This window comes from Flavobacterium nitratireducens (assembly GCF_029625335.1).
Classification (GTDB): domain Bacteria; phylum Bacteroidota; class Bacteroidia; order Flavobacteriales; family Flavobacteriaceae; genus Flavobacterium; species Flavobacterium nitratireducens.
Map to the genome: position 1 here is coordinate 306,384 of NZ_CP121111.1, position 13,345 is coordinate 319,728.

General features: G+C 32.9%; 11 protein-coding genes and 1 pseudogene. 3 read left to right on the top strand and 9 right to left on the bottom strand.

Features of this window, described 5'->3' with window-relative positions; genetic code table 11:
- Nucleotides 1–143: 143 nt before the first annotated feature.
- The gene (locus P5P90_RS01475; RefSeq protein WP_278035483.1) at nt 144–560 is read right to left on the bottom strand and encodes a hypothetical protein; all 417 of its coding nucleotides are present in this window, start codon (nt 558–560) and stop codon (nt 144–146) included.
- 103 nt (nt 561–663) lie between these two features.
- Here P5P90_RS01475 and P5P90_RS01480 point away from each other — a divergent pair, with 103 nt between their 5' ends.
- Together P5P90_RS01480 and tilS are read left to right on the top strand one after the other, a co-directional pair.
- Nucleotides 664–1,950 carry an anthranilate synthase component I family protein gene (locus tag P5P90_RS01480; protein WP_278035484.1) on the top strand — a complete coding sequence of 429 codons (1,287 nt, stop codon included), beginning with the start codon at nt 664–666 and terminating at the stop codon, nt 1,948–1,950.
- 16 nt (nt 1,951–1,966) lie between these two features.
- A complete protein-coding gene (gene tilS / locus P5P90_RS01485; RefSeq protein WP_278035485.1) occupies nt 1,967–3,277 on the top strand; it encodes a tRNA lysidine(34) synthetase TilS in 1,311 nt (436 codons plus the stop codon).
- Between the two features lie 17 nt (nt 3,278–3,294).
- On the opposite strand, the gene P5P90_RS01490 is transcribed toward tilS, so the two are convergent.
- Both P5P90_RS01490 and P5P90_RS01495 read right to left on the bottom strand, forming a co-directional pair.
- Nucleotides 3,295–4,830 (bottom strand): YifB family Mg chelatase-like AAA ATPase, encoded by a 1,536-nt coding sequence (locus P5P90_RS01490; RefSeq protein WP_278035486.1) that lies wholly within the window; start codon nt 4,828–4,830, stop codon nt 3,295–3,297.
- Nucleotides 4,831–4,873: 43 nt separating this feature from the next.
- Entirely contained in the window at nt 4,874–5,854 is a 981-nt protein-coding gene (locus tag P5P90_RS01495) for a Gfo/Idh/MocA family protein (protein WP_278035487.1), read from the bottom strand.
- Between the two features lie 450 nt (nt 5,855–6,304).
- On the opposite strand from P5P90_RS01495, the pseudogene P5P90_RS01500 reads away from it, so the two are divergent.
- Nucleotides 6,305–7,617 (top strand): annotated as a pseudogene (locus tag P5P90_RS01500) (ammonium transporter).
- A gap of 421 nt (nt 7,618–8,038) precedes the next feature.
- Here the strand turns inward: P5P90_RS01500 and P5P90_RS01505 are convergent.
- From P5P90_RS01505 to P5P90_RS01530, 6 genes are all read right to left on the bottom strand, one after another.
- Nucleotides 8,039–9,213, bottom strand: a protein-coding gene (locus P5P90_RS01505; RefSeq protein ID WP_278035488.1) for an IS3 family transposase whose coding sequence is annotated in 2 segments (ribosomal slippage) — nt 8,039–8,946 and nt 8,946–9,213 — 1,176 coding nt in all. Because the reading frame shifts where the segments join, the coding sequence is not laid out codon by codon here.
- A gap of 96 nt (nt 9,214–9,309) precedes the next feature.
- Nucleotides 9,310–10,062 (bottom strand): hypothetical protein, encoded by a 753-nt coding sequence (locus tag P5P90_RS01510; protein ID WP_278035489.1) that lies wholly within the window; start codon nt 10,060–10,062, stop codon nt 9,310–9,312.
- A gap of 60 nt (nt 10,063–10,122) precedes the next feature.
- Nucleotides 10,123–10,812, bottom strand: a complete 690-nt coding sequence (locus tag P5P90_RS01515; protein WP_278035490.1) for an RluA family pseudouridine synthase — start codon at nt 10,810–10,812, stop codon at nt 10,123–10,125.
- Nucleotides 10,813–10,988: 176 nt separating this feature from the next.
- Nucleotides 10,989–11,807 carry a 3-methyl-2-oxobutanoate hydroxymethyltransferase gene (gene panB / locus P5P90_RS01520; protein WP_278035491.1) on the bottom strand — a complete coding sequence of 273 codons (819 nt, stop codon included), beginning with the start codon at nt 11,805–11,807 and terminating at the stop codon, nt 10,989–10,991.
- 94 nt (nt 11,808–11,901) lie between these two features.
- A complete protein-coding gene (locus P5P90_RS01525; protein WP_278035492.1) occupies nt 11,902–12,084 on the bottom strand; it encodes a hypothetical protein in 183 nt (60 codons plus the stop codon).
- A 49-nt stretch (nt 12,085–12,133) separates the two neighbouring features.
- Nucleotides 12,134–13,231 (bottom strand): glycoside hydrolase family 28 protein, encoded by a 1,098-nt coding sequence (locus tag P5P90_RS01530; protein ID WP_278035493.1) that lies wholly within the window; start codon nt 13,229–13,231, stop codon nt 12,134–12,136.
- Between the last annotated feature and the right edge of the window lie 114 nt (nt 13,232–13,345).

Here is a 13,345-nt window from a genome sequence, read left to right on the forward strand (position 1 = left end):
CATTTTTAATGAAACATCATCTGCTTTAATTACTCTATAATCCAGAAAATCAATTTGTTTAGCAATACTTTTTAGTACAGTGTCTAATCGTTTGTTTGGTACGCGTATTGTGATGTTGTTTTCTACAGAATAACGAGTAGTTTCTAATGTACTGTCTTGACTAATTTTAGTTTAATTTGTTCAATAATATTGCTTTGGAGATTTGTGAAACTTACAAATCCATCAAACTTACTAATAACGTTTTCAATGTAATAGGTGCTTTGGGGTACGTTTTTTACTTTGAATTTTAGATCAGCGGTGCGAATAAATTTATGTGTACTATCCTCTTTGGCTACTGCAGCTGAAGAAGATATTGTTTCGGTATTACTCAGTTGTACTTCACTATTTTCATTTACTTCTGCTTTTTTACAACTAAAAATAATTGTTGAAATTGTTAGGACAATAAGGCTGGTTTTAGCGATTCTGTTCATAGAGAATTCTGTTTTTGAGGTTGGTGTTTTGTTTTTTGTAGCTCTAAATTCTTTAAAAAATTCGATATTAAATGTATTGATTTTTAACACGAAAAATCTTTTTTATAATTTATTTAACTAAAACGTTGTTTAGTGAAAAATCTTACAAGCCAACTCTTTTTTTTATTGTAATTTTACCTTTTAAAATTTTACTTTGAGAACATCTTTTAAACAAGACATAACGGATCAAGACGATTTCAAAAGAAAGTTGTTATTGTGGTCACAACAATTTAGAGAAGTGACTTTTATGGATAGCAATAATTACCAACAAGAGTATTCAAATTACGATTGGATATTGGCTGTTGATGCTTTTACTTCTATTAAAACAGATTATTTTAATGCCTTTGAAGATTTAAAGCAATACCAACAATTCAGTAAAGACTGGCTTTTTGGGTATTTGTCTTATGATTTGAAAAACGATACTGAAGAATTGCAATCCAACAATTTTGACGGTTTGGGTTTTCCGGATTTGTTTTTTTATCAGCCTAAGAAATTGTTTTTAGCAAAAGGGAGCCAACTTGAAATTCGCTATTTGCATTTTTGTGATGATGAACTGGAAGATGACTGGAAAGAGATTTTGTCAATGGGAAGTGATTTTGAAACAAAGTCTTCAAAAGTTAATATCCAACAGCGTATTTCGGCTAAATCGTATCTAGAAAAAGCTAGTAAAATGTTGGATTATATTCATAGAGGGGATTTGTATGAAGCTAATTTTTGCATGGAATTCTATGCAGAAAATGCCCAAATCGAACCAATGGAAGTATATTTAAAGTTAAATGAAATTTCGAAGCCGCCTTTTGCCGTGTTTTTCAAAAATCACAAACAATATTTATTATCAGCCTCTCCAGAGCGTTATTTGAAAAAAGAAGGAGATACCATTATTTCACAACCTATCAAAGGAACTGCAAAACGGTTTTCAGATCCAGAAGAAGATGAAAAATCCAAAAACGAATTGGCAAATAATGCGAAAGAACGTGCCGAAAATATCATGATAACCGATTTAGTTCGTAATGATTTATCACAAACAGCACAAAAAGGTTCTGTTCAAGTAACGGAATTATGTGGTATTTATTCATTCTTACAGGTACATCAAATGATTTCAACTATTACTTCAAAATTAGACCCTCAACATACTGCAGTTGATGCTTTAAGATTTACTTTTCCAATGGGAAGTATGACGGGAGCACCAAAGATTTCTGTGATGAAAATCATTGAAGAATTGGAAGAAACCAAAAGAGGTTTGTATAGTGGAGCTGTGGGTTATTTTACTCCTGAGGGCGATTTTGATTTTAATGTAGTTATTCGAAGTATTCTATACAATCAACAAAATCACTATTTGTCTTTTTCGGTAGGAAGTGCTATTACGTCGCTTTCGGTTCCTGAAAATGAATATCAGGAATGTTTGCTCAAGGCAAAAGCGATGTTTGAAGTTTTAAAATAAATTATATTCCAAATCCATGCTCGATAAGCTCAAAGAACATATCAATCAAAATTTTCCTTTTTTGAATAAATGCAGATTGCTTTTAGCTACAAGCGGGGGAATTGATAGTATGGTAATGGTTCATTTGTTACGTCAATTGAGGTTTGATATTGCGCTGTGCCACTGTAATTTTCAGTTGAGAGGTTTGGAAAGTTTTGGTGATCAAAATTTTGTTCAGGAGTATGCCAATACTAATCAGATTCCGTTGTTTTTGACCCAATTTGACACTGAAGCTTTCGCGAATGACTACAAGCTTTCTACTCAAATTGCAGCTCGTGAATTGCGCTACAATTGGTTTTATGAATTATTAGAAACAGAAGGATATGATTATATTGTAACAGCCCATCATGCTGATGATAACATTGAAACCTTTTTGATTAATCTGAGTCGGGGAACTGGTTTAGAAGGGTTAGTTGGAATTCCTGCTCAAAACGATAAAATTATCCGTCCTTTATTGGTTTTTTCCAGTGAAGAAATTCAGGAATATGCTAAGCAAAATCATATTCAATGGCGTGAAGATAGCAGCAATGCTTCTGATAAATATTTACGAAATAAAATCAGGCATCATCTCGTTCCTTTATTGAAAGAATTAAATCCTAAATTTCTGGAGAGCTTTCAAAAAACGCAAACATATCTTCAAGAATCTCAAGAATTAGTTGAAGATGCGGCTGTAATGGTCTATCAACAAGTAGCGAAAGAAGAAGATGATATTATTGTATTCAATTTAGAACAATTATTACGATTACCCAATTATAAATCCTATTTGTACCAATGGTTAAACGAATTTGGTTTTACTGCTTGGGAGGATGTTTATGATTTAGTAGAAGCCCAATCTGGTAAACAAGTTTTTTCGGCTGATTTTCGTTTGTTGAAAGATAGAAAGACTTTAATTTTAAGTCCGATTCAGGAGGAAGAAGCTGAAGTGTTTTTTATTGAAAAAAATACAAGAATTATAGAAACACCTTTGTTACTTTCTTTTTCTAAAGTAACGGAAATAGAAAATTCTTTTCACTCGACTATTTTTGTGGACGAAGACCTATTGGTTTATCCTTTGGTGTTAAAAAAATGGGAAGAAGGTGATAGTTTTCAACCCTTTGGAATGAACGGAAAAACAAAAAAGTTAAGTAAACTTTTTAAGGATGAAAAATTATCCCTGATTGAAAAAGAAAACACTTGGGTACTTTGGTCTGGAAACCAAATCGTTTGGGTGGTTGGAATTCGTCAGGATGAAAGATTCAGGGTTAATGATACAACAAAAAGTATTTTGAGAATTAAATTAAACTCATAACTCATAACTCATAACATTTACCCCAGCCAGCCCTCTCTGTCCAGACTTCGATACTGAATCGCTTCGGCAATGTGTGAAGAGCCTACTTCGGTAGAAGCCTCTAAGTCGGCGATGGTGCGGGCAACTTTTAATATTCGATCGTAAGCTCTTGCAGAAAGATTAAGTCTTTCCATCGCATTTTTTAATAAGTTTTTAGAAGCGTCATCTAATTCGCAAAATTCGCGAATGTGTTTGGTGTTCATTTGCGCATTGTAATGAATTTTATCGATGTTCTCAAATCGCGCCGATTGAATTTCGCGGGCAGCAGTTACTCTTTCACGAATGGTCATACTGCTTTCTGCTTTTTGATTATCCGATAATTTTTCAAAAGGAACAGGTGTTACTTCGATATGAATATCTATTCGGTCTAATAGTGGACCAGAGATTTTACTCAAATACCGTTGCATTTCGTATGGCGAAGCCGTTTGGGCAGCATTAGGATCATTAAAAAAACCACTCGGACTAGGGTTCATGCTCGCCACTAACATAAACGATGAAGGATAGGTAACTGTAAATTTGGCTCTGGAAATGGTTACTTCTCGGTCTTCCAATGGTTGGCGCATCACTTCCAAAACATCGCGCTTGAACTCGGGTAATTCGTCTAAAAATAGAACACCATTATGTGCCATAGAGATTTCTCCCGGTTGTGGGTAACTACCGCCGCCAACTAATGCTACATTTGAAATGGTATGATGCGGACTTCTAAAAGGTCGTTGATTCATTAATCCCACTTCTTTTAATTTTCCAGCCACACTATGAATTTTGGTAGTTTCTAAAGCTTCGTGTAAAGTCATAGGAGGGAGGATGCTAGGTAAGCGTTTGGCTAACATGGTTTTTCCTGCTCCTGGAGGGCCAATTAAGATAATATTGTGTCCGCCCGCAGCAGCGATTTCCATACATCTTTTAATGCTTTCTTGTCCTTTAACATCGGAAAAATCAAATTCAGGAAAATCTAAATCTTTGTAGAATTCGGCTCGAGTGTCGATTCTTGTTGGTTCTAAATTGCCTTTTCCCTCAAAAAAATCAATAACTTCCTGTACATTTTCTACTCCATACACATCAAGTCCTTTGACAATTGCGGCTTCTTTCACATTGTGTTTGGGTAGAAAAAAGCCTTTAAAACCTTCTTCTTTAGCTTTGATTGCAATGGGTAATGCCCCTTTTATAGGTTGGAGACTTCCATCAAGAGACAATTCTCCCATAATAATATACTGGTCAATTTCATCTCCTTTAATTTGTCCCGATGCAACCAATATCCCTAAGGTAAGTGTCAAATCGTATGCTGAACCTTCTTTTCGTAAATCAGCAGGCGCCATGTTGATGGTTATTTTTTTACCAGGCAGCATATAGCCATTGTTTTTTAATGCAGCCGCAATTCGATAGCTACTTTCTTTAATCGCATTGTCTGGCAGTCCTACTAAATGATAGCCTACGCCTTTATCTATATTTACTTCGACTGTTATAGTAGTAGCTTCCACTCCAAAAACGGCACTACCGAAAACTTTTACTAGCATACTATTAATGTTTTAATGGAATTAGGTTTAATTTAAATTAGAATTATACTGGAAAATCTAACCCAATTTGTTTTTTTACTTCATCGACTATTTTAATGAGGTCTAAACTGTTTTGATGCGACCATAATTGACTTTCTATCATATTGTTTTGGATGCATTGATGGCATTCCTCGATTTCGTAGGTATATCCCATGCCGTTAGTAGGTAAGGAGTATTTTGTTTCGGTATTGTTTTTAACTACGGTATAAGATTCAGCCATATGCCAAATAGTATCGATATTGATTCTACCTTCAGAACCGCTTATGGTTGCCTTCATATTAGAAGTGTGGCAAATTCCAGAGTATAGAATAGCTTGTGCATCTGAATATTGTAATATCATAGCTGTTTGAGCATCTACTCCTGAAGGGTGAAAAATAGATTGTGCATGAATTTTTTCTGGAATACCTAAAAGTGTATATGCTAGAAACAGAGGGTATACCCCTATATCCATTAGAGAACCACCACCCAATTTTAAATCAAATAATCTGTTTCTGTTTTTTCCTTTTGCTGAAAAAGCAAAATCGGCATTGATATAATGGATTTGACCAATTTCTCCTTTTTTTACATTTTCAAAAGTAGCTTTGAAAGAAGGGTTGAATCTTGTCCAGAAAGCTTCCATGAAAAACTTGTTGTGTTTTTTTGAAGCGGCTATCATTTTTTCGGCATCAGGATAATTTAGTGCAATTGGTTTTTCACAAAGTACATGTTTATTATTTTCTAGGGCTAGAAGGCTAAGTTCGGCATGTGAATTATGAGGAGTTGCTATGTATAAAATGTCGACAGTATCATCTTTCATTATTGCTTCATAAGAGTCGTAGGCTTTTGCGCAATGATACATATTGGCGAAAGTTTCTGCATTTTCCTTACTTCTTGAGGCAAATGCAACTAATTCAGCTCCATTTACTAATTGTAATTCATTTGCAAATTTATGAGCAATATTTCCTAGTCCAATGATTCCCCATTTAATCGTTTTATTTTTTTGCATTAATTATTTCTTTTAGGTGTTTTTTTACATAATTGTATTAATGAATTTTAAAAATAAGTATTTTTTATAAACTAGAAAGTTAGAATGTATTTTTTTTAGTAAGAGATTTTATGTCTTTTTGTTTTGTTTGTTTTTATTGTGTTTTTAACATATATTGTCTTTAAAATTATTGTTTTTTCAATAAAAAACACAGCATTACTCTGTTTTGGTTGTAGTATTGTTATTTTTGTATTTAAATTCTTTCTTTTTAAGCAAAGAAAATCAAATAAAATGTTAATTTGGTTTTTTTGAATTTAACAAATCGTAATTTTTTGTCTGTTTTATAGTTTTATCTATCAAAATTTAGGGGGGTAAACTGTTTAAATGATAAAAGTTAAAAGAAATAGGGGGTATTTTTATGGGGGGTATTCATAGTTTTATATTTTTGAGAAAATTTTAAAACCAAAAATAATGAGAAAAGTAAGTTTAAGTGTTATTATGATTGCGATGTTAGTCGTGACACTATTTTCAAGTTTTATCTTAACTGGAAACCAGTTCCATCAGAAGCTGTTAAATTTGATACAGGTGATACTGCCTGGATGATTGTAGCAACAGCATTAGTATTAATAATGACTCCAGGATTAGGATTCTTTTATGGAGGTATGGTTGGTAAAAAAAATGTGATTAGTACAATGTTGCAAAGTTTTATGGCAATGATTATTGTAACTGTTTTATGGATTGTAGTAGGTTTTAGTTTGTCTTTTGGTACTTCTATGGGTGGAATCATTGGAGATCCAACTACGTATCCATTCTTTCAAGGTGTAGGTACTAATACAGCATGGAGTTTAGCTGGTACTATTCCTTTTATGTTATTTGCTTTATTTCAAGCTAAATTTGCTATCATTACTCCGGCTTTAATAACAGGAGCTTTTGCTGAAAGAATTCGTTTTTGGGCTTATATGTTGTTTATGGTATTGTTTATCCTAGTAATTTATGCTCCATTATGTCATATGACTTGGCATCCTGATGGATTGTTCTTCAAAATGGGAGTATTAGATTTCGCTGGAGGAACAGTAGTACACATGAGTGCTGGATGGGCTGCTCTTGCTGGTGCTATTTTCTTAGGAAAAAGAAAAGTACAAAAAGTAAATCCTGCTCGTATTACTTATGTATTATTAGGTACAGGATTATTATGGTTTGGGTGGTTTGGTTTCAACGCGGGATCTGCTTTAGGTTCTAATGGATTAGCTGTTCAAGCTTTAGGAACAACTACTGTTGCTGCTGCTGCTGCAGGTATGGCTTGGGTATTTATGGATAAAATTTTAGGTCATAAAGTTTCTGCAATGGGAGCTTGTATTGGAACTGTTGTTGGACTAGTTGCTATTACTCCAGCTGCTGGATTCGTAAGTTTACCACACGCAATCTTCATTGGATTATTAAGTAGTATCATAAGTAACTTTATGGTTAGTAAATTCCCTAAAGGAAAAATTGATGATGCATTAGATGTATTTGCTTGTCACGGAGTAGGTGGTATGGTTGGTATGTTATTAACTGGAGTTTTTGCTTCTAAAGAAGTAAATGGGGCTGTTGTTGATCAAGGACTTATCTTTGGTGAATCTACATTATTTATCAACCAATTAACTGCTTTAGTAATTGTATCTGTATTTGCTTTTGCTGCTTCTTATGCATTATTCTTTATTGTAAACAAAATCACTCCATTGAGAGTTAGTGAAGATAAAGAAGAATTAGGATTAGATATCTCTCAACACGGAGAATATTTGTAAAGAACTACCAAAGAATAGTCTTAACCAGATTATTACCAAATAGAAAAAGCTTAGTTGGTTTTCCAGCTAAGCTTTTTTTGTGGGTTATGGTTTATCCTTTTTTAAATTATTGATACTATTTAAAATTGTTTTATTCAAAACTTCATACTTGCCTATATGTCAAATGTATTTTATACTAGATACCTTAATTTATGCTAGATACCTTAATTAAAGAAGAATTTATTTTATCTAAAAAAAGATTAGTTGTGTAACTAAGCTCAATAATTTTAATTTTAACTATCTTTTAAAGAATTTTTTTAGTAGAGGTCGAGTTCTTTAAAAGTATTTCCTTGTTTAATATCTCCTGTTTTATATCCTTTTAAAAACCAATATTTTCGTTGTTCAGAAGTACTGGATATGCAAACAAAAACGGCACATTAAGTTAAGCTACATTTTTGTAATTAATTTGATTGTTAAATTCTTCAATAGTTGCATAATTCAAAGTGGAATGTCTCCTTTTTCTGTTGTACCAAATTTCAATATATTCAAAGATTTCCAGTTTCATCTGTTCTTTAGAAATCAGTTTGTTCCCATAAATTAATTCCGTTTTCAAAGATTTGAAGAAGCTTTCCGCCACAGCATTATCCCAGCAATTTCCTTTACGACTCATATTGCGGGTTATTTTTTTATAGGAATCAAGAACATTTACAAACTTTTTACTGGCATATTGAACACCTCTGTCAGAATGAAAAATCAAACCTTGATCAATATCTCGGTTTTTAACCGCCATTTTCCAAGCTCCAAGCGTAGTTTCTTCTGTACTCATTCCGTCACTCAAACTCCAACCGATAATTTTTCTGTCGTATAAATCCATAATAGTGGTCAGGTATACAAAACCCTCTTTAGTTTGGATATATGTAATATCCGAAACCCAAACTTTTGAAGGCATTTTTACAATAAACTCTCTGTTTAATACATTTTCGACAACTAAATAATTATGATTTGAGTTGGTTGTAACTTTGAACTTCTTGCTTAATTTGCTTCGTAAGCCAAGTTCTTTCATATATTTTGCAACTGTAATTCGTGAAACTTTATAACCTAAATACTGCAGTTCCAATGTTATTCTAGGACTTCCATATCTTTGTTTGGCTCCAAAATAAATCAATGTTATCTGTTCTTTTATGGCAATTTTTAGTTGTTGTCTTGCTGTGACTGCTTGTTTTTTCCATCGGTAATAACTTCCGCTGCTCACTTTTAGAACTTTGCACATTTTTTCGATCGGGAATAGTTGTTCATTGCTTTTTATGGAACTATAAATCATCGACCGCTCTTGGAAAAAATGCCGATTGCTTTTTTTAATATATCACGTTCTAACTCGGCATCTTTGAGTCTTTTCTCTAGTTCGTGAATTTTTTCTTGCTCGGGAGTGAGTTTTAAATTTCCTTTCCCAGGAAAACTTCCTTCTCCAAATTCCTCGAACTCTTTACGCCATTTATACAACTGTGGTGCTGTGATTCCCAACTCTCTGGCGAGTTCTGATACATTTGTTCTCTCATAACTCAATTGAACGGCTTTTTCTTTAAAAGCTTTGTCATAAATTTTGCGGACTTGTTTCATAGGTTAAAATTAAGATTATTTCTTAACTTTATGTGATGGCTAAGTTAGCACGTCCAAGCGTTTAATTATAAAATACTAAATTTAATTTGAAAGGGATTATTTAAAATCTACAACTGTTTTATAAATAGCATAATACATCGAGTATAAAAAGGGCAAAGTAAAAAATAGACCAACAAAGAATACAAAAAAACCAGTCACAACAAAAATATAAGTTACAGCCATAAGCAGTAAGAAAAGTAATGGTTTTTTCGAAATTAAAGCAAAACTGTTATTTAGAGCTTCAAACGCTTTGCAATCACTAAAAATAATAAAAGGAACAGTCAGTATACTGAGCAAAGAGATTGTTAAAGATCCCATGAATCCAAGGGCAGGAATTCCTGACGCATCTAATACGGATGAAATTCCAAAATTTAAAAGCGAAATAGTTAAAGTGGCTAGAAAAAGTTCCTTAAAATATTTGAATTGATAATATTCGAATGCTGTACTTACATGAAATTCTTCGTCAATATCAGCGCAATGAGCCATTTTAATTAATCCTGCTGAAAAGGGACTTACGAAACAACTAAATAAGGTCAGACTTCCGATGTAAATCATTAAAAATTCATCAGAAAAATTTTTAGGATCCAGATTTTCAGGTTGTATTACTTTCATGAAATTGTCTATTCCAAAGGTGAATGCTATTATGAAGAAAGCAATAATACACAAAAACACAGAGGAAACTAATACCAATAAACCTGCATAAAGAGCGATCTTTTTATAATTTTCAAAAGCTATATTAAATACATTTTCAAAAGAAATGTTATATCCATTGTTTTTTATTTCTTGAATTCTTTCTTTATTCGTTTTCATAAGATAATGTTGAATATTTTTGGCTAATTCGTTTTGGTGGTTCAATGTGTGTTTTATTCTCTAAACAGCGTTCCAAATCACATCTTCAGGTGTTGGAGCTACTATGGTAATTGTTTCTTTTGACACAGGGTGAACAAAAATTAATTTTCGGGCATGTAAATGAATACCTCCGTCAGGATTACTTCTGTCAAAACCATATTTTAGATCTCCTTTTATGGGTGAGCCTATAGCAGCTAGTTGAGCTCTAATTTGATGATGTCTACCGGTGTGAAGGTTGATTTCTAGAGCGGTATAATTGTTTAGTTCTTTAATGATTTGGTAATCTAAGCTAGCTAGTTTACTATCTGGAACTTCTTTTAAGTGCGCTTTAGAGGTATTGTTTTTTTCGTTTCGTTTAAGGTAATGAACTAGTTTAGCTGATTGTTGCGAAGGTTTGTTTTTTACAATAGCCCAATAGGTTTTTTGTGTTTCTCTATTTTTAAATAAATCATTTAGTCTTGTTAGTGCCTTAGAAGTTCTAGCAAAAACGACGATTCCAGTTGTAGGTCTATCTAAGCGATGAACAACACCTAAAAAGACCTCTCCGGGTTTATTGTATTTTTCTTTGATATATTCTTTAACAACTTCACTTAGGGGTTTGTCGCCCGTTTTATCACCTTGAACAATATCGCCTACACGTTTGTTAACTACAATAATATGATTGTCTTCGTGTAAAACCTGAAGATTATTTTTATTTGAAATTACTTTCATTAATAACTTAATTTAATTACAAAAATAGTGGTTTTAAAGTTGTTATCAGTCTAAAAATAGAAGGCTCGAAATAACTTTTTTATACAATTTTCTAATTAAGTATAAAACCGAAAGTTATTTCGAGCAACTATTTAAAAGTTAAAATAAAGAAAATAGTTAGGTTAAATTTATAGAAACTAATATTGTTCTTTTTCGTTAGGGAAATCCTTAGATTTAACATCTTCAACATACTGACTAACAGCTTGTGTCATTCCTTCGTATAAATTCATGTAACGTCTAAGGAATCTTGGACTGAATTCATTGTTCATACCTAACATGTCGTGAATAACTAAAACCTGTCCGTCTACACCTGAACCTGCGCCAATACCGATAACAGGAATAGATATACTTTCAGCAATTTGTTGGGCTAGTTTGGCTGGAATTTTTTCTAAAACTAATGCGAAACAACCTAATTTTTCCAATAATTGAGCATCTTCGATTAATTTTAAGGCTTCTTGTTCCTCTTTGGCTCTAACCGTGTATGTTCCAAATTTATAAATAGACTGAGGAGTTAATCCTAAGTGGCCCATTACTGGAATTCCAGCATTTAATATTTTCTTGATCGATTCTTTAATTTCTTTTCCTCCTTCTAATTTTACAGCATGACCACCACTTTCTTTCATGATTCGGATGGCAGAACGTAATGCTTCTTTTGAATCGGATTGATAACTACCAAAAGGTAAATCAACAACAACTAATGCTCTGTTAGCTCCTCTCACAACAGATGAAGCATGATAAATCATTTGGTCTAAGGTAATAGGAAGTGTCGTTTCATGCCCTGCCATTACATTAGAAGCCGAGTCTCCTACAAGGATCACATCGATTCCAGCTGAATCCACAATTTTAGCCATAGTATAATCGTAAGCTGTGAGCATGGAGATTTTTTCTCCCTGCGCTTTCATATCGATTAAGGACTTGGTTGTAATTTTTTTATAGTCTTTTTTTGCTGTTGACATAGTTCAAAAATTTAGGAAGTGCAAAAGTACTAAAACAAATTTGGATGCAATGTACAAATGCTAATTAACTATTTTAGAAGATTGATGTATGGCTTTATTTGATTGATTTGTTGTTTACTACTACGTTTTTAAGTTTTAAACGCGTAATGATACTTTTGTCTATGCTGTCTTTTTTGGCTTCAATTTTTAAGTTTTCAAAAGTAAAGTTGCTCAATTTGTCGTATTCTGTGATAGCCATATCATAAAACACATCACATTTGATAGTAATGTTTTTCATGGTAATATTATCGCAGTAGGAAAGAGGTACATCTTTTCGCCCTTTTAAATCAAAAAATTGCGTCCATGGTTTTACCTAAATTATACTTTTTAGCATAACCTGTAATATTTTCTACTGTAATGAATTCATATTTTTGAGGGGTGTCAGGACGCATTTTTAACCATAAAAGGCGAACAGCATTATTTACGGTACAATTTCGAACAATGATGTTTTTGTTGTGAATAGCTTCGCTACCTGCAGTTAATGCTCCGTGGCAAAATCCAAAATCACAGTTTTCAATAATAATGTTTTCGTTTTTACCGTTACTTGCATTTTTATCTGCCCAAGGTCCTTTACCACCTTTGAGAGCGATTGCATCATCATTCACTGCCATGTAACATCCTTTTATTAACATATTGGTACACACATCAATATCAATTGCGTCTGTGCTTGGTGCTTTAACAGGTTCATGTGGTGAGGTAATGCGTAAATCAAGGATTTTAACATTATTGCATTGGTAGTAATGACTCGTCCAAAAACCTGAATTGCGCAATTTTACATCTTGAACTGGGACATTGTCGCATTTCCAGATAAATACTAGTCGTGGTCTTGAAACTTCAAGATTAGTACATTGAGGATTTTCTTTTCTTCTTTGCCAAAAAGCCTCCCAATATTTCAATCCATTTCCGTCAATGATTCCGTTTCCAGTAATTGTAAAACCATTCACTCCAAATGCATTAATTAGGGCAGAAAAATATTCGATACTTTGTCCTTCAATACGAGAAGGTAAATATGGGTAATCATTAATAGTATTAGAGCCTTTTAAAACAGCATTCTCAGATAAATGCAAATGTGTATTTGGCCTAAAGAATAAGGCGCCACTCATAAAAGTTCCTTTAGGAATAACTATCACACCACCGCCATTACGGTAGGCTTCATCTATGGTTTTTTGAATAGCCGCTGTTTGAACTATTGTGCTATCATTGATAGCGCCGTAATCAGATATGGAATAGAATTTACCTAATTCATTTGGATTGATTTTGGTTGTGTCATGGAACCAATCAGGGATTAGAGTGCCATCAGGAAAAAGATCTTTGTTCTTTTTTTGTGAGAATGATTTAGGGAAAATTGTAAATAGAACAATCAGTAATAAACAGATTTTTTTCATGTTTTCGTATCTTGAATAATTAAAGTTATTTAGGCACAAAATTGATTTTATAACAACCAAAATTTTGCGGTATACGAAGATAGGAAAACAATAATGTTTCTACATCCTGTATCT

Bases quoted from the DNA above. Each gene is read 5' to 3' on its own strand.
- P5P90_RS01510 (WP_278035489.1), bottom strand. From the start codon at position 10,062: ATGAAAACGAATAAAGAAAGAATTCAAGAAATAAAAAACAATGGATAT.
- panB (WP_278035491.1), bottom strand. From the start codon at position 11,807: ATGTCAACAGCAAAAAAAGACTATAAAAAAATTACAACCAAGTCCTTA.
- P5P90_RS01530 (WP_278035493.1), bottom strand. From the start codon at position 13,231: ATGAAAAAAATCTGTTTATTACTGATTGTTCTATTTACAATTTTCCCT.
- P5P90_RS01525 (WP_278035492.1), bottom strand. From the start codon at position 12,084: ATGAAAAACATTACTATCAAATGTGATGTGTTTTATGATATGGCTATC.
- tilS (WP_278035485.1), top strand. From the start codon at position 1,967: ATGCTCGATAAGCTCAAAGAACATATCAATCAAAATTTTCCTTTTTTG.
- P5P90_RS01490 (WP_278035486.1), bottom strand. From the start codon at position 4,830: ATGCTAGTAAAAGTTTTCGGTAGTGCCGTTTTTGGAGTGGAAGCTACT.
- P5P90_RS01515 (WP_278035490.1), bottom strand. From the start codon at position 10,812: ATGAAAGTAATTTCAAATAAAAATAATCTTCAGGTTTTACACGAAGAC.
- P5P90_RS01495 (WP_278035487.1), bottom strand. From the start codon at position 5,854: ATGCAAAAAAATAAAACGATTAAATGGGGAATCATTGGACTAGGAAAT.